The following is a 15,727-nucleotide window of genomic DNA, read 5'->3' as shown; positions in this document are numbered from 1 at the left end:
GGAAGTGCAGCGTCACATGGTAATCCGCCGGGTGTGTCCAGCTCCGGAAGGGCAGTTCGGCGCGCATCCGTTCCGCACGCGCAGCGAGCAGGCGAGTCGTCTCCTCGGACAAGGCGACCCCTAAGAAAAGGCGAAGATTCTCCACGATAACCTCCATTTTCGTTCGGAATTTCTTTCTTTTGTCACGTTTTCGGGTGGATTTACGGTTGCTGGCGGAGTACCGCTTTGTTATGATAAGCCTATCATGAATTTACACAAGGTGGGAATGCAATGGCTAATCGTGCCTACAATTTCAACGCCGGTCCGGCCGCGCTGCCGCTAGAAGTACTGCAGCAGGCGCAGGAACAATTCGTCGAGTTCCGGGGCAGCGGCATGTCGCTGATGGAGATGTCGCACCGAGGCGCCATCTATGAAGGCGTGCACCAGGAGACGGAACAGCTGCTCCGCGAATTGCTGAACGTTCCGGAAGGCTACAAGGTTCTGTTCCTCCAAGGCGGCGCCAGCACCCAGTTCGCGATGGTGCCCATGAACCTGCTGAAGCCGGGTACCGTAGGCGCCTACGTGGCGACGGGCAGCTGGGCGACCAAGGCGATCGAAGAAGCGAAGCTCTTCGGCGAGACGACGATCGCGGCTTCTTCGGAAGCGGATCAATACAAGCGCATTCCCGCCGCGGCAGAGATCGCGCTTCCGGACAACGCGGCTTATCTGCACGTGACTTCCAACGAGACCATCGAAGGCACGCAATGGGCATCCTACCCGGATACGGGGACGGTACCGCTGATCGGAGACTTGTCCAGCGATATCTTGTGCCGTCCGTTGAATGTCTCCCAATTCGGCCTCGTCTATGCGGGCGCCCAGAAGAACCTCGGCCCTTCGGGCGTCACGATCGTCATCATCCGGGAAGACCTGATCGGCAAGCCGGCAGGTCCCGTCCCGACCATGCTGCGCTACGCGACGCATGCCAAGACGGATTCGCTGTACAACACGCCGCCGACGTTCGCGATCTATATGACGAACCTGGTGCTGAGATGGGTGAAGGCGCAAGGCGGCGCGGCCGGCGTCGAACGGGTGAACCAGGAGAAGGCAGGATTGCTCTATGCCGCCATCGACGGCAGCGACGGATTCTACCGCGGCTTCGCGGAGACGGGCAGCCGCTCGGTCATGAACGTGACGTTCCGGCTCGCAAGCGAAGAGCTGGAGAAGCAATTCGCCAAAGAATCGGAAGCGCAAGGCTTCTCCGGCTTGAAGGGGCACCGGAGCGTGGGCGGACTTCGTGCTTCGATCTACAACGCCGTGCCGCTGGAGAACGTTCGGGCGCTCGTCGACTTTATGGGCGACTTCGCCCGCCGCAACGGCTAACGCCGCTAGACGAGCTACGCGCAAGGGATCGGCTTTTGAGCGAACCGCGGCCACGGCCGCGGTTTTTGCATGGCGTCCGCGCGCAAGATGAAGATAGAGAAGGGCGGATATCGCCCGCGTCAGGAGGAAGAGACGTATGGCTTTTCATATCGTGCTCGTGGAGCCGGAGATTCCGGCCAACACGGGCAATATCGCCCGCACGTGCGCGGCGACGGGAACGCATCTGCACTTGGTCCGTCCGCTGGGCTTCTCGACCGACGACCGCGAGCTGAAGCGCGCAGGTCTCGATTATTGGTACGCCGTGAACATCTCCTATTACGACTCGTTCGACGAGCTGAAGGCCGCGAATCCGGAAGGACGGTTTTTCTACGCCAGCACCCGTTCGTCCAAACGCTATAGCGATATCCGCTACGAGGACGGCGACTTCTTCGTTTTCGGCAAGGAGACGAAAGGGCTGCCGCAAGCGCTGTTGGACGCCAATCCGCAGACCTGCATCCGGATGCCGATGACCGACAAGGTCCGCTCGCTGAACTTGGCGAATTCGGCGGCGATTGTCGTTTACGAGGCGCTGAAGCAGAATGATTTCCCTGGCATGGAAGGATGAGGTTCGACAAATGTCGGCATTTTTCCCGATTTGTTGCACATTTTTAAGCAAAAACCTATCCGTGCAGGAAATGTACGACCGCTATCGAAAGTAGAGATAAGAGCTAAAGGTTTCAGGTTTGACTAGCTAGAATACCGGGGAAAGAATGGAGAGGAACTGCATTGAAACCTGCTGGTGTAGTAAGGAAAGTGGATCAGCTCGGCCGGATCGTTCTGCCGAAATCGTTACGCAAACGTTATTCCATGAACGAGGGAGATCCTGTAGAGATTCTGGTGCAGGGTGATCATATTATTCTGGAGCGGTACCGTCCGCGCTGCGTCTTCTGTTCGTCGATGGAAGGCGTCGGCGAGTTCAAGGAGCGCTATGTATGCGCGTCCTGCTTGAAGGAAATGAACGCGCTCTAAGCCGCATCCGGTTCGAGCCGATCGCGAAAAATTCGAAAGCCGTTCCGAACCGACGCAGCGTCGGCGAATCGGGGCGGCTTTTTGCCGCGCGTCGATGAAAAAGCGAAAAAACGCACCCCTCCCCGGCCGTTCGGCGGCCGCCCGGAAGGGTGCGTTCTACATCCCGGCCCGCAAGGGGGACGGCAAGGTATTCAGCGGTTGATCGTCAGGCGATCAAAGGCCTTTGGTCTTGTCTTCGTTGTAAGAAGACGTCAGCATCGCGGTGATGAACAACGCCATGACCAAGATGACAATCCAGAACTTGTCGCTCATTCCCAGGAACATCTTCGACACCTCCACTAAACTTCCTTTATTATACCCAACGTTCGCCAAAAAGAAAACGCAAAAAGTTGTGAACGGCCGGCATACAATGGTAACGATCATGAACTGCGATCCGCACGAGCGGAGGAGGCGGTACCGAAATGGAGGAAGTCATCAATTGGATGGGCGGATGGCCGAAGGAAGGGTTGCTGTCCGCTTTGGAATGGGAAGAGATGCGGCGGGAGCAGGCGGCCCGCGCGGCGGATGCGGGCGCGGGGACGGGCGAGGGCGGGTTGCTGCCCGCGCTGGGGGAGCGACTCGCGGCCGGCTGGCTCGGCGCGCGAAGCGCTGCTGCCGGCCCGGAAGCGGTGCTGCAGGCGGCGCCGGGCGCGGACGCCGCGCTGCAGGCCGCCTTCCGCGGCCTTCTGCAGCCGGGGGATATCGTGCTGACGGAGCGTCCGACGAGCCGCATGGCGCTGCAGGCGATCCGGCGCGTCGGCGCGCTGCCGGTCTCCCTCGCCGGAGACCAAGAAGGCATGGATCCGGACGCGCTCGCGCAGGCCATCGATACGTTGAAGCCGAAGCTGGTCTATGCTTCGCCATCTTGCACCGACCCGGAGGGACGGATCTGGAGCGAACGGCGATTCGGCCTGCTGGCGGAGCTGTGCGCGTCCGGCGGCGTGACGCTGCTGCTGGATGAGCGGCAGGCGGCGCTGGCGGAACAAGCGGATCAACGGCGGGCGGAATCGAGCGCGAAGACGGTTCGGGGCGAGGAGAGAGAGCCGGAAAAGGGGGAAAGGGCGCATGCGGCGACGGGCAACCGAGGGACGCTGGAAAGGGCGGACCGGAGTCCGGAAACACGGGGCGCGATTCTGACGGTCCGCGAGCTGCCGCCCGGCTTGATCGGCGGGCTGCGGTTCGGCTGGCTGACCGGAACGGGGTTGGAACCGGAGCAGGCGCAGTCGCTCGCGCGTGCCGCCGCGGCAGCGGGCGAGACCGAGCGGGTGTCGGCGGCGGATCAGCTGGCGCTCTTGGCTTACGCGCAGGCGCAACCCGTCGAGCCGGCGCTCGCGACGCTCCGGTTCGTCTACCGCACGCGCAATGCGCTGCTCGCCGAGACGCTGCGGCGGCAGGGACGGCCGGAGGCGCTCGCGGCCGAACCGCAAGCCGGCGTTCACGCCTGGCTGACGCTGCCGGACGGCTTGGACGCGGAGGCGCTGCTGCGGGCATCCTGGCTCAAAGGGGTGCTGTTCCAGCCAGGCAACGCCTTCTACGCTTCCGAACCGGATCGGTTCAAGATTCGCTTAACGGCCGTCCACTCGGACGAACGGGAGATTCGGGAGGGCGTGCGGCGCATCGAAGAGGCGATCGGCGAGTTCATGGGCCGGTCGGTGTAGGGGGCTGCGCTTAGAGAGTCCGACGTAGCGGACCGCGGCAGCCCGCAGCGTCGCTAGCATTGCTTGCCGTTGCGGGCTAAGCCTGGCTAATAAAGCTCGCCCGCGGCCACGAGCACGCCATCCTCCCTCAGCGTCACATCGCGGCGCTGCAGCCGCTCGTCGTCCACGTTCGTGCAATGGCCGTCTTCCCGGTCGAACGTCCAGAAGTGCAAGGGGCAGAAGAACGTGCCCTCCGTCCACCGCACTTCTCCGCCGGCATGCGGGCAAACGGCGAGCAGCAGGCGGTATTCCCCTGCCTCGCTGCGGGTGAGCCAGTAGGGCGCGCCGTCCAGTTCGACTTCGGCCGGCCAGACGGTGAATTGATCGGCGGGGCCGATGATGGTTTCGCTCATGAAGATTCTCCTTGTTTCTCCGGAATGGGGGCTAGGGTGGCGGGCGAAGCTGCGGCATCGGCCTCCGCGACGATAGCTAGTTCTTGGGCGGCAACGGCTTGCTCCGCGGAAGCGGCTTCGGAAGCGGCCTCTGCCGCCAGCCACTCGGCCGCCCAGGGGAATCGCCCCGCCCACGCGGCCGCGACTTCCCGGTACTCCCGGAGCGCCGAGATGCCGCCGGGCGTCAGGTCGTAGATGCCGCGCTCGACGTTCCGGAACCAGCCGTAGTAGTTGTCCCGCAAGGTCTGACCGGCCTTGGGGATGCCGGTCATCGCCGCGATCTCGCGCGGGGCCAGCCGGCCGGCGCACGTCAGGGCGAGCGCGCATTGGAGCGACCGCTCGCGGTAAGCCGTCACGAGCTTGCGCCGCGAGCTGCCGCCCACGTTGTAGTCGCCGCTCCGGGCGGCGAACTCCTGCAGCAGGCGGGCGGTGCCGCGTTTGCGGCCGCCCGCGGCGTACGCTTGCGGCGACTCCGCCGCGATTCCCGCCGCGCGAACGTCGGCCTTGCCGGCTGCCATCGGCGGTTCGTTCCAAATTTCGAGCATCGGTTCCTTGGTCTTGTAGAACGTGACGGTCATCAGACCGAGCGCGAGCCGGCGGCACATCGCGGCGATCTCGGAGAACCGCTGGTTGTGCGCGCCCTTTTTCACGCGGTTGCGCTCCACCGCGAGCCAGACGACCGCGCCGGTGCGTTGACGTTCCAAGCCTTGCAGCAGCAGCGGGAGCGTGAACGTTTTTTTCATCTCCACGATGACCGGCAGCGGCTCGTCCGCCCGGACGGCGACCAGATCGCACCCGCGCACTTCCGCCTTCACTTCGTACCCGCGCCGAACCCAGTAGGCCTTGACCGGTCCGTACAACTCCGTCTCATACTTAACGGCCATGACATGCACCTCCGCTTGCGCGCGTTTGTCCCATTATAGCACGCTTCCGCGACGCCGAGACGGGCCATTCTCGGCACGATCGGCCCTTGCGCGCCGTGACGCGCGGCATCCTCGCTTCATAGACATGAACGGACAGCCGCGTCCATAGAATAGACGGAATTGAGATCGGGATGTCAACGCGATGTCATTTTCCGCTCTGCCTCGGACAGGCGGACGTTTTTTCATCCTTATTTTCGGGGCAAATTCGTCCTTGTCGGCGCATAGTTATGTAGTACGTTTCGCAACGGAGAGACAGAGAGCGAGGGAGGAAGCGGCATGGACATCTTCAAGCGTCTCGCGGAGTTTCGGACAGAAAGCGAGAAGCTGACATGGTCTGGCACTTTTCGGGATTATATCGACCTGCTGCGCCGCGATCCGGCTCCGGCGATGACCGCCCATGCGCGGGTTTACGACATGATCGTATCGCACGGCGTGGAGGACAAAGGCGGGAGCAAGAAGTACAAATTTTTCGAGAACGACATTTACGGGCTGGACCGGACGATGGAGAAGCTGGTGGAGGAGTACTTCCACTCGGCGGCGCGGCGGCTTGACGTACGCAAGCGGATTCTGCTGCTCATGGGACCCGTCAGCGGCGGCAAGTCCACGATCGTCACCATTCTGAAAAAAGGACTGGAGCAATATTCCAGGTCGCCGCGGGGGGCCGTCTACGCCATCCAAGGCTGCCCGATGCACGAGGAGCCGCTCCATCTGATTCCGAGCGAACTGCGGCCCGAGATCGAGCAAGAGCTCGGCGTCCGCATCGAAGGCAACCTGTGCCCCTCCTGTTCGATGCGGCTGCGCACGGAGTTCGGCGGGGACATCGAGCGCGTGCCGGTCGAGCGGGTGCTCATCTCCGAGGAGACGCGGACGGGAATCGGGACGTTCAGCCCCTCGGACCCCAAATCCCAAGACATCGCGGATCTGACGGGCAGCATCGACTTCTCGACCATCACCGAATACGGCTCGGAATCGGACCCGCGCGCATACCGTTTCGACGGAGAGCTGAACAAGGCCAACCGCGGCCTGATGGAGTTCCAGGAGATGCTCAAATGCGACGAGAAGTTTCTGTGGAACTTGCTGTCGCTGACGCAGGAAGGCAACTTCAAGGCGGGGCGGTTCGCGTTGATCTCGGCAGACGAGCTGATCGTGGCCCATACCAACGAATCCGAGTACAAAGCGTTCATCGCGAACAAGAAGAACGAGGCGCTGCAATCGCGGATGATCGTCATGCCGGTGCCGTACAATCTGAAGGTATCGGACGAGGAGAAGATCTACGGCAAGCTCATCGGCCAATCGGATATGAAGCACGTGCACATCGCCCCTCACGCGCTGCGCGCGGCTTCGATTTTCAGCATCTTAACGCGACTCAAGGATTCGAAGAAGCAAGGCATGGACCTGGTGAAGAAGATGCGGTTGTACGACGGCGAAGAGGTGGAAGGGTACAAGGACGCCGACCTCAAAGAGATGCAGAACGAGTACGCCGACGAAGGCATGTCGGGCATCGACCCTCGCTATGTCATCAACCGGATCTCGAGCGCGCTGATCAAGCACGACTTGCCCTGCATCAACGCCCTGGACGTCCTGCGGGCGTTGAAGGAAGGGCTCGACCAGCATCCTTCGATCACGAAGGAAGAGCGCGAGAAGCATCTGAACTTCATCTCCGCGGCGCGCAAGGAATACGACAATCTCGCGAAAAAGGAAGTGCAGAAGGCGTTCGTCTACTCGTTCGAGGAGTCGGCGCGCACGCTGTTCGAGAACTACCTCGACAACATCGAGGCGTACTGCAACTGGGCGAAGATCAAAGACCCGCTCACGGGCGAGGAGATGGACCCCGACGAGCGTCTCATGCGGTCGATCGAGGAACAGATCGGCGTCTCGGAGAACGCGAAGAAGGCGTTCCGCGAAGAGATTCTGATCCGCATCTCGGCCTATTCGCGCAAAGGCCGCAAGTTCGATTACAGCACGCATGAGCGGCTGCGCGAGGCGATCGAGAAGAAGCTGTTCGCCGATCTGAAGGACATCGTCAAGATCACGACCTCGACGAAGACGCCGGACGAGAACCAGTTGAAGCGCATCAACGAAGTGACCAAACGGCTCATCGACGAGCACGGCTATTGCCCGGTCTGCTCGAACGAACTCATGCGGTACGTGGGCAGCTTGCTGAATCGGTAAGCGGGATCGTCGAGTTCCGTACGCTTTAGCGTGATGATGCGTTGCATGGACAGATTGCGCTAGGAATGGCAAAGTCCTGATGATGAAGGCAGCAACCCAACCAACCCCGGCAGGAGCGGCGGCTCGCTCTTCCGGGGTTTGGTCTGCGCGGAGAGAACGAGAAGAGCCGAAGAACGAATGCGCGACATTGACGAAAACGCATCATAACCGAGAGCAAGCGAACGGAAGGGGGGCGGACGAAACGGCCAAGTCCGGTAAGCGGGAGGCGGCGTCCGGAACCTCTTGCGGCAGGCTCGGCCAAAAGACCGTTGACACGACGGGCCGACATCAGGCAAACTGAGGTAATATTAGGGGATAGAGGTCTTTACATCATGAAATTATTTTTTAAAAACGGGTTCCAGATCATGGTTCTGGCGCTGCCTTCGCTGTTTGCGTTCGCGACGCAGACGGTGACGGGTACCGTGAATTTGATTATGGTCGGCCATTTGGGCATCGTCGTCATCGCGGTCGTCGGCGTTTCCAATATCATCATGTACAACGTGTTCGCGCTGTTCTCCGGCATCGGACATACGGTCAATTATCTCGTGGCGCAAAATTACGGCTCGAACGAGATGCGCAAAGGAATCCAACGGACCTATCTCGCGCTCACGGCCAGCGTCGGCATCGCGCTCGTCATCGTCGCGGCAGGCTGGCTGTTCAGCGGAGACGTGCTGCGGCTCACGGGCGGCTCGGCGAACGTCGTGTCGACGGGGGACGCTTATCTGGAGCTCCGGTTCTACGCGATGGCGTTCGGGATTATCAGCTTTGTGTTCCACGGGTTTTTCCGGGGCGTCGGGGACACCCGCACTTCGATGGTCGTCGCGATCGTATCCAACGGCCTGATGATCGCGCTCACTTACGGCTTGGTTAACGGCGCGTGGGGCCTGCCGAAATGGGGCGTGACGGGAGCAGGCGCGGCGATCCTGATCGGCGAAGCGTTCCAGCTCGTCCTGTGCCTGATCGTCTTCCTGGGTCCGATGCACCGCCGCTACGGCACTCGGACGATTCCGCGTCCGGATTGGCGCGAGCTGCGCCTCGTCTTCCAGGAGAGCGGCAAGCTCGGCCTGCAGGAGTTCTCGATGAGCGTCTCCATGTACCTGTTCACGATGTTCGTCGCCCGTCTCGGCGACGAAGCGCTCGCCGCGAACGAGGTGGCGCTGAACGTCATGTCGTTCGGCTTTATGCCGGCCTTCGCGTTCGGCTCGACGGCGACGATCCTCGTCGGGCAGGAGATCGGCAGGGGACAAGCCCGCCTGGCGCGAAAGGCGGGGACGAACACGGCGATACTCGGCAGCGTCTTCCTGCTGGCGTTGGGGACGGCGGAGCTGATCTGGGCCGTGCCGATCGCGAAGCTGTACAGCACCGATCCGTCCGTCTACGAGGTGGCGGCCCGATTGATCCAAGTCTCGGCGTACCTGCAGATCTTCGACGGCTTCTACAACTTCTATGCCGGCGGCCTGCGGGGAATCGGAGACACGACGTTCCTCATGCGGATCTCGCTCGCGCTCAGCTTCCTGCTCTTCGTGCCGCTGACGTTCCTGTTCGTCAACGTGCTCGACTGGGGCAGCGTCGGCGCGTGGCTGTCGCTGTACACCTTCCTCACCGCGCTCGGAATGGCCGTGCTCATCCGGTTCTACCGGACGGATTGGCACGCGGTGCGGCTGAAGGAAGCCGGGGCATAACCATTCGCGGCGCGCGAACGGGTCGCTTTATACGATATCCCGTTCACTCAGGAATAATGGCCGGCTTGCGGCAGGGTGTGCCCGTGCGGAAAGCCGTAAGCCGCAAATGCGGCTTCGTGCTCAAAGCCGATAAATATCTCGCTATAGGGCTTGCCAGCGTCGCGCGGCTCGCTTACAATGAAAGACCGACAAGGAAGAGGCTGTTCCCCCCGATCACGCAGGGGAACAGCCTCTTCCTCTCGCTCAGGCGCCGCGCATCTCCGGACGCCTTAGCCGTTCACGATCGTGCCGCCGTTCACGTGGAGCACTTGGCCGGCCATGTACGAGGAGTCCTCGCTGGCGAGATACACGTACGCGGGCGCCAACTCGTCCGGCTGGCCGGCGCGCTTCATCGGCGTGTCCGAGCCGAACTTGGCCACCTTCGTCTCGTCGAACGTCGAAGGGATGAGCGGCGTCCAGATCGGACCCGGCGCGACGGCGTTGACGCGGATGCCCTGGCCGATGACGTTCTGGGAGAGCGAGCGCGTGAAGGACACGACCGCGCCCTTCGTCGCGCTGTAGTCGAGCAGCTCGGGACTCCCTTCGTACGCGGTGATGGACGTCGTATTGATGACGGCGGCGCCGCTCTTCAAGTGCGGCATCGCCGCCTGCGTCAAGTAGAACATGCCGAAGATGTTCGTGCGGAACGTGCGCTCCAGTTGCTCCGGCGTGATCTGCTCCAGCTTGGGCTGCGGATGCTGCTCGGCAGCGTTGTTCACGAGGATATGCAGGCCTCCGAACTGGCTCACGGTCTGATCGACGGCCGTCTTGCAGAAGGCCGGGTCGCCGACGTCGCCGTCGAGGATAAGGCAGCGGCGGCCCTCCTGCTCGACTTGCCGCTGCGTCTCCCGCGCGTCGGTATATTCGCTCAAGTAGACGATGGCGACGTCTGCGCCTTCTTTGGCATAGGCGATGGCCACGGCGCGGCCGATGCCGCTGTCCCCGCCGGTGATGAGGGCGGTCTTGCCCTGCAGCTTGCCGGCGGGTTTGTAGATGGGAGATTCCGCTTCGGGCGTCGGGTACATGTCGCTCTCGAGGCCCGGTTGGCGGTCCTGATGCTGCGGAGGAAAATGATCCGGCCGCTGCGGCGCGGCTTCGACGGGCGCGGATGCGCCCGGTTGCGTATTCTGGGTCAGGGGTAACCTCTCCTTCGCTGGTTGCTATAGGAGTAAGTTAAACCAAACGACCCGATTCTACACAGATCAAACGTTTTTCCGCGTCGTTTTTTTGCCGTCGCAGCTGAACAGCGCCGTTTTCCCGTCGATGACGGTTTCGATGTGCACCGGTTTGCCCCACAGCTGCACGAGGTACGGCAGGGTGCGTTCGGCGTACTTCACGTCCAGCTCGACGCCCTCGAACCGATGCGTCACGTAGAGCTCTCCGTTACGCTGCCAGTCCCCGTCGGCGACGACCAGGTACGGGAATCCGCCGTTCACGCGGGAGAAGACGAGCTGATCGCGGATGTTCTCCCAAGTCTTGTCGGTGATCGTCCACTCGGGGCCTTTCTTTTCGAAGACGTAGAGATCCAGCTCCTCGGTCAGGTTCTTCGTCAAGTAATTCCGCAGAAAAGAGGGGTCCGAATCCAGCTCGCGGATCTCGAACATCCGCTCCCGGCCCCAGCGCTTCTCGATGTCCTCGAAGATCTTGAGCCCGAGATAGTACGGGTTCAGCGAGCTGCGCGACGGCTGGACGACGGAGGCGTTCAGCTTGGCGTATTCGATCGTCTCTTCGCTGGTCAGCGAGAGCTCGCGCATAATGCGCTGATGCCAGAACGTCGCCCAGCCTTCGTTCATGATCTTCGTCTCGATCTGCGGCCAGAAGTACAGCATCTCCTCGCGCAGCATCGACATGATGTCCCGCTGCCACGGCTCCATGAACGGCGCGAACTCCTGCACGAACCAGAGCAGGTCTTTCTCCGGGCGGGGCGGGAACTTGCGCAGCTCCGGCGTATGGTCGAGCTCCCGTTGCCGCGCGAGGCGCTCTTCGTCGTCCAGCAGCCAGAGGTCGTCGTAGGGGGAGGCGCCTGCGTGCTTGCCCGGCCGTTCCTTGTCGACCTTCTGCCGCCATTCCGTGTAGCGTTTCTTGTCCAGCCCGTGCGGTCTCACGATGCCCGGGTCGACGTGCTCTTGGATCGCCATCACCGCGTCGAGGAACTTCTCCACTTCGGCGGTGCCGTATTCGACCTCGTATTGGCTGATCCGCTCGGCGGTCGCCGACATGCTCTCGACCATGTCGCGGTTGGAGGTGGAGAAGCGCGCGTTATTTTTGAAAAAGTCGCAGTGCGCCAGCACGTGCGCGACGATCAGCTTGTTCTGCACGAGGGAGTTGCCGTCGAGGAGGAACGCGTAGCACGGATTGGAGTTGATGACCAGCTCGTAGATTTTGCTGAGGCCGAGATCGTACTGCACCTTCATGCGATTGAACGTTTTTCCGAAGCTCCAATGGTTGAACCGGGTCGGCATGCCGTACGCCCCGAACGTGTAGATGATGTCGGACGGGCAGATCTCGTAGCGCATCGGATAGAAATCGAGGCCGAGGCCGGCGGCGATCTCGGTGATCTCTTCGATCGAAGCTTCAAGCTTGCGCTGTTCGTCGATGTATGCCATAGGCATATACCCCCTTCAAAAGCCAGAGTTCCCACCACCTTATGTATATGTAGGAACCGCCCTCCGCGTGACTGTCGGACGACCTTATTTCGACCGGCAGCGGGTTTCGCGGATTGCTCCGCGCGCGTATTCTTGATAGACTTTGGGAAGAGAATGTACGTTCGGGAGGTGCCGTCTTGGCGGTTTTCGAATTCAAGGCGCGCGAATATCCGGAGCAGCCGGGCTGCTACCTCATGAAGGACGGGGAAGGCCGCGTGCTCTATATCGGCAAGTCGAAGAACATCCGCAGCCGGCTGCGCGCGTACTTCAACGGCACGGACAAGCGGCGGCGGATCGCCGATCTCGTCCGACAGATCGCCGAGATCGGCTTCATCGTCGTCGCGAACGAACGGGAGAGCCTGCTGCTCGAGAACAACCTGATCAAGATTCACAAGCCGCCGTATAATCGCGCGCTGAAGCGCGACAATAGCGGCTATGCCTACTTGCGCCTCACGGACGAGCCCGTCCCGCGGCTGGTCGCCTACTATCGGGACCGGCGCACGGTCCGCGAGCGGTTCGCGGGGCTCGCCGCGGAGGAAGTCGCGGCGGCATCCGATACCGAGCCGCAGGAGACGCCGTCCGCCGCGCGGTTCGGCCCGTTCGTCAGCGGGCGGTTCCGCGAGGCGCTGATCGCCTTCGTCACGGAGCACTATCAGCTCCGGACCTGCGCGACGCTGCCGAAGCGGGCTTGCCTGCTCTATCATATCGGCAAGTGCAGCGGCGTCTGCGAAGGCTACATATCCAAGGAAGATTACCTGGAATCGGCGAGGCAGGCGGCGAAGCTGCTGGACCATCGCGGCGAGCGGCTGATCGCGGCGATGTACGCGCAGATGGAGGCCTACGCGGAGCAGCTCCAGTTCGAGAAGGCGGAGCACATGCTGCGGCATATCCGGCTGCTGGAACGGCGCCCGGAGCGGCAGATCGTCGACCGGGAGACCGAGGGCAGCCAGGAAGCGGTCTACTTCGGCGAAGACCGGGTCGTCATCGCGGAGGTGCACCAGGGCATGCTGCACCGGCTTGATGCCGTGCCCTGGGAGCGGGGCGAGGGGGCCGCGGCTTGCGACCGCTTCCTCGTCAAGCATTATGCGACGGCGCAGCGGCCGGGCGAGATCATCGTGAGCGAGATCGGCGACGCCAGAGGCGTGCGGGCCGCCTTGCGCCGGAGGGGAGAACCGCCTGTACGGCTCACGGTACCCCGGCGCGGACTGAAGTACGAGCTGCTCCAGCTGTGCCGGGCCAATCTCGAGACGCTGATCGAGCTGGACAAGGCAAAGGCGGCGGCGAAGTAAGCGCGGGATGCTCGGCGCTTGCGCTGGGCGGATGCGCGTGATACAACAAGGGATATCGAATCGTACGCACGGGAAAGGAAGAGCGCGGTGCCAGAGGAACAGGCAGTTCGGGAAGAAGAAACGAAAAGGCTGGCCGAGGTCATCGGACTGATCGACCGCAGATTGCTCAAGGAGCTGTCCGTCCTCAGCGAGCGGCGGGGCGACGTCGTCGGCATCCGTCAGGAGTTCTGGGACGACCTGTCGATCAACTTCTCCGACGCGACGGAGCTCGGCGAGACGTGGAGCAGCATCGTGCAGCAGGCGGAGCTGCTGGTCGAGCGCGAGCGGAGCCACAAGGTGGCGTCCGAGGCGGCGGAGCGGCTCGCGCGGCAGCGCGACAACGCGTACTTCGCGCGGATCGACTTCGTGGAGGAAGGAAGCGACGGACCCGCCGCGCCGATCTACATCGGACGGGGATCGCTCGTCGGCGAAGACGGCGAGACGTTCTATATCTACGATTGGCGGGCGCCGGTATCGAGCCTGTTCTACGATCACGAGCCGGGCGCGGCCGCTTACGATACGCCCGGCGGCGAGATCCGCGGCGAGCTCTCGCTCAAGCGGCAGTTCGTCATCCGGGGCGGCAAGCTGAAGCATCTGTTCGATACGGACGAGACGATCGGCGACGACATCCTTCAGGCGGTGCTCTCGGAGAAATCGGATACGGCGATGAAGAGCATCGTCGCGACGATCCAGAAGGAGCAGAACCGCATCATCCGCGACGAGCGGCACAAGCTCATCGTCGTCCAGGGCGCCGCGGGCAGCGGCAAGACGTCGGCCGCGCTGCAGCGGATCGCCTACCTGCTGTACCGGTTCCGCGACTCGCTGACGTCCGACCAGATCGTCTTGTTCTCGCCGAACCCGGTGTTCAAGGGCTATATCTCCCGCGTGCTGCCGGATCTCGGCGAAGCCAATATGCGGCAGATGACGTTCCGCGAGCTGATCGAAGCGCGGCTCGGACGGCGCTTCGAGGTGGAGGATCTGTTCACGCAGACCGAAGCGCTCGCCGCCGCCGAGCGGACGCCTGAAGGGGAAGCGCGGGAGAAGGCGGTGCGCTACAAAGGCTCGGAGCACTTCTTCGAGACCGTGGAGCGCTACCTGAAGCGGCTCGGACAGGCGGGCGTCCGCTTCCGCCCGCTGCGCTTTCGCGGCGATACGATCGTATCGGCCGACGAGATGGCGGAGCGTTTCTACGTCGCGTTCGGCCAGGAAGGCTTCGGCGACCGGTTAGCCAAGCTGCGGCGCTGGCTGAACGAGCGGCTCACCGGATGGGTGGACCAACAGATGGCGGAGCCGTGGGTCGAGGAAGCCGCGGAGCTGGCGGACGACGAGGAGATTCAGCGGGCTTACGTGCAAGTGCGCCGCGAGGGCGGATTCCACGACGAGGCGTTCAACGACGAGGACAAGATGACCGATCTGCTCTTGCGCCGGGCCGCCGAGCGCGCGATCGAGCCGCTGCGCCGCGCGGTGAAGGGCTTCCGCTTCCTGGACCCGGTCGGGACCTACCGGCAGCTGTTCGCGAGCCGCACGCTGTTCGCCGAGTGCGCGCCGGACGGCCGGCTACCGGACGGCTGGGAGTGGATGGCCCAGCGGGCCGAGGAGACGCTGGCTCGCAAGTCGATCGACCACGAGGACGCGACGCCGCTGCTCTACCTGATGGAGGCGCTCGAGGGCTTCCGCAAGGTGGAAGGCGAAGTGCGGCACTTGTTCGTCGACGAAGCGCAGGATTATTCGCCGTTTCAGGCGGCGTTCTTGCGCCGCCGGTTCCCGCGGGCGCGGATGACGGTGCTCGGGGACTTCAATCAGGCGATCTACGTGCAGGCCGAGGAGAGCGGGGGCTTCGGCGGTTGGACGCGGCTCGCGGCGCCGGAAGACACGTCGGTATGGCGGCTCTCCACGAGCTACCGCTCGACGAAACCGATCGTCGAGCTGTCCAAGCGCATCCTCCGTCCGGAGGATGCGGCTGGCATCGTGCCGTTCCATCGCGAAGGAGAGGCGCCGCAGATCGCGAGCTGCCGGGACGGGGCGGATCTGGCCGACCGGGCGGCGCGCGACGTGGCGGAGCTGCTGGCGGCGGGACACGCCACGATCGGCGTCATCGCGAAGACGGCGCACGAGAGCGGCAACGCCTGCGCCCTCATCAAGGAACGGCTCGCCGACGACGTGCCGGTCACGCTCGTCACCGGCGGCTCCGCGAAGCTGCCGAAGGGCGTGTCGGTGCTGCCTTCGTATTTGTCCAAAGGCATCGAGTTCGACGCCGTGCTCGTCTGGGACGCTTCGGAGGAGCGGTACGGCAGAGAGACGCACCGCAAGCTCCTGTACACCGTCTGTACCCGGGCCTTGCACGTGCTGCGCATCTACTACACGGGTCAGCTTTCGCCTTTTCTGCGAGCGTGAAGGTTGCCCC

General features: G+C 63.0%; 12 protein-coding genes. 8 read left to right on the top strand and 4 right to left on the bottom strand.

Features of this window, described 5'->3' with window-relative positions; translation table 11 throughout:
- Window positions 1-270 precede the first annotated feature (270 nt).
- From serC to H7C19_RS02990, 4 genes are all read left to right on the top strand, one after another.
- Window positions 271-1,359: a 3-phosphoserine/phosphohydroxythreonine transaminase gene (gene serC, locus H7C19_RS03005; protein ID WP_185141096.1), complete on the top strand. Its 1,089-nt coding sequence runs from the start codon at window positions 271-273 to the stop codon at window positions 1,357-1,359.
- 136 nt (window positions 1,360-1,495) lie between these two features.
- Window positions 1,496-1,963, top strand: a complete 468-nt coding sequence (gene trmL / locus H7C19_RS03000) for a tRNA (uridine(34)/cytosine(34)/5-carboxymethylaminomethyluridine(34)-2'-O)-methyltransferase TrmL (protein WP_185141095.1) — start codon at window positions 1,496-1,498, stop codon at window positions 1,961-1,963.
- A 161-nt stretch (window positions 1,964-2,124) separates the two neighbouring features.
- Window positions 2,125-2,367, top strand: coding sequence for an AbrB/MazE/SpoVT family DNA-binding domain-containing protein (locus tag H7C19_RS02995; RefSeq protein ID WP_185141094.1), 243 nt, complete (start codon window positions 2,125-2,127; stop codon window positions 2,365-2,367).
- 461 nt (window positions 2,368-2,828) lie between these two features.
- Window positions 2,829-4,064 carry an aminotransferase class I/II-fold pyridoxal phosphate-dependent enzyme gene (locus H7C19_RS02990; protein ID WP_185141093.1) on the top strand — a complete coding sequence of 412 codons (1,236 nt, stop codon included), beginning with the start codon at window positions 2,829-2,831 and terminating at the stop codon, window positions 4,062-4,064.
- Window positions 4,065-4,150: 86 nt separating this feature from the next.
- Here H7C19_RS02990 and H7C19_RS02985 read toward each other — a convergent pair whose 3' ends face one another.
- Complete coding sequence (locus tag H7C19_RS02985; protein ID WP_185141092.1) at window positions 4,151-4,456, bottom strand: Rieske (2Fe-2S) protein; 306 nt, start codon at window positions 4,454-4,456, stop codon at window positions 4,151-4,153.
- Window positions 4,453-5,379, bottom strand: coding sequence for a DUF2161 family putative PD-(D/E)XK-type phosphodiesterase (locus H7C19_RS02980; RefSeq protein ID WP_185141091.1), 927 nt, complete (start codon window positions 5,377-5,379; stop codon window positions 4,453-4,455). Before H7C19_RS02980 ends, H7C19_RS02985 begins: the two co-directional genes overlap by 4 nt.
- 315 nt (window positions 5,380-5,694) lie before the next feature.
- On the opposite strand from H7C19_RS02980, the gene H7C19_RS02975 reads away from it, so the two are divergent.
- Both H7C19_RS02975 and H7C19_RS02970 read left to right on the top strand, forming a co-directional pair.
- Entirely contained in the window at window positions 5,695-7,590 is a 1,896-nt protein-coding gene (locus H7C19_RS02975) for an ATP-dependent protease PrkA (RefSeq protein WP_185141090.1), read from the top strand.
- Between the two features lie 371 nt (window positions 7,591-7,961).
- A complete protein-coding gene (locus H7C19_RS02970; RefSeq protein WP_185141089.1) occupies window positions 7,962-9,311 on the top strand; it encodes an MATE family efflux transporter in 1,350 nt (449 codons plus the stop codon).
- Window positions 9,312-9,580: 269 nt separating this feature from the next.
- Here the strand turns inward: H7C19_RS02970 and H7C19_RS02965 are convergent, their stop codons facing one another.
- Together H7C19_RS02965 and H7C19_RS02960 are read right to left on the bottom strand one after the other, a co-directional pair.
- Entirely contained in the window at window positions 9,581-10,486 is a 906-nt protein-coding gene (locus tag H7C19_RS02965; RefSeq protein WP_185141099.1) for an SDR family oxidoreductase, read from the bottom strand.
- A 66-nt stretch (window positions 10,487-10,552) separates the two neighbouring features.
- Window positions 10,553-11,956 carry a SpoVR family protein gene (locus H7C19_RS02960; protein ID WP_185141088.1) on the bottom strand — a complete coding sequence of 468 codons (1,404 nt, stop codon included), beginning with the start codon at window positions 11,954-11,956 and terminating at the stop codon, window positions 10,553-10,555.
- Between the two features lie 176 nt (window positions 11,957-12,132).
- Between H7C19_RS02960 and H7C19_RS02955 the strand changes: the two genes are divergently transcribed.
- Both H7C19_RS02955 and helD read left to right on the top strand, forming a co-directional pair.
- Complete coding sequence (locus H7C19_RS02955; RefSeq protein WP_246469277.1) at window positions 12,133-13,284, top strand: GIY-YIG nuclease family protein; 1,152 nt, start codon at window positions 12,133-12,135, stop codon at window positions 13,282-13,284.
- 87 nt (window positions 13,285-13,371) lie between these two features.
- The gene (helD, locus tag H7C19_RS02950) at window positions 13,372-15,717 is read left to right on the top strand and encodes an RNA polymerase recycling motor HelD (RefSeq protein ID WP_185141087.1); all 2,346 of its coding nucleotides are present in this window, start codon (window positions 13,372-13,374) and stop codon (window positions 15,715-15,717) included.
- The last annotated feature ends 10 nt before the right edge of the window (window positions 15,718-15,727 follow it).

This window comes from Cohnella nanjingensis, assembly GCF_014212125.1.
Lineage (GTDB): Bacteria > Bacillota > Bacilli > Paenibacillales > Paenibacillaceae > Cohnella > Cohnella nanjingensis.
This window is presented reverse-complemented; position numbering and strand designations above follow the sequence as displayed.

Coding starts and splice junctions, on each gene's coding strand:
- H7C19_RS02985 (WP_185141092.1), bottom strand. CDS start 4,456: ATGAGCGAAACCATCATCGGCCCCGCCGATCAATTCACCGTCTGGCCG.
- H7C19_RS02990 (WP_185141093.1), top strand. CDS start 2,829: ATGGAGGAAGTCATCAATTGGATGGGCGGATGGCCGAAGGAAGGGTTG.
- trmL (WP_185141095.1), top strand. CDS start 1,496: ATGGCTTTTCATATCGTGCTCGTGGAGCCGGAGATTCCGGCCAACACG.
- H7C19_RS02980 (WP_185141091.1), bottom strand. CDS start 5,379: ATGGCCGTTAAGTATGAGACGGAGTTGTACGGACCGGTCAAGGCCTAC.
- H7C19_RS02970 (WP_185141089.1), top strand. CDS start 7,962: ATGAAATTATTTTTTAAAAACGGGTTCCAGATCATGGTTCTGGCGCTG.
- H7C19_RS02960 (WP_185141088.1), bottom strand. CDS start 11,956: ATGGCATACATCGACGAACAGCGCAAGCTTGAAGCTTCGATCGAAGAG.
- H7C19_RS02975 (WP_185141090.1), top strand. CDS start 5,695: ATGGACATCTTCAAGCGTCTCGCGGAGTTTCGGACAGAAAGCGAGAAG.
- serC (WP_185141096.1), top strand. CDS start 271: ATGGCTAATCGTGCCTACAATTTCAACGCCGGTCCGGCCGCGCTGCCG.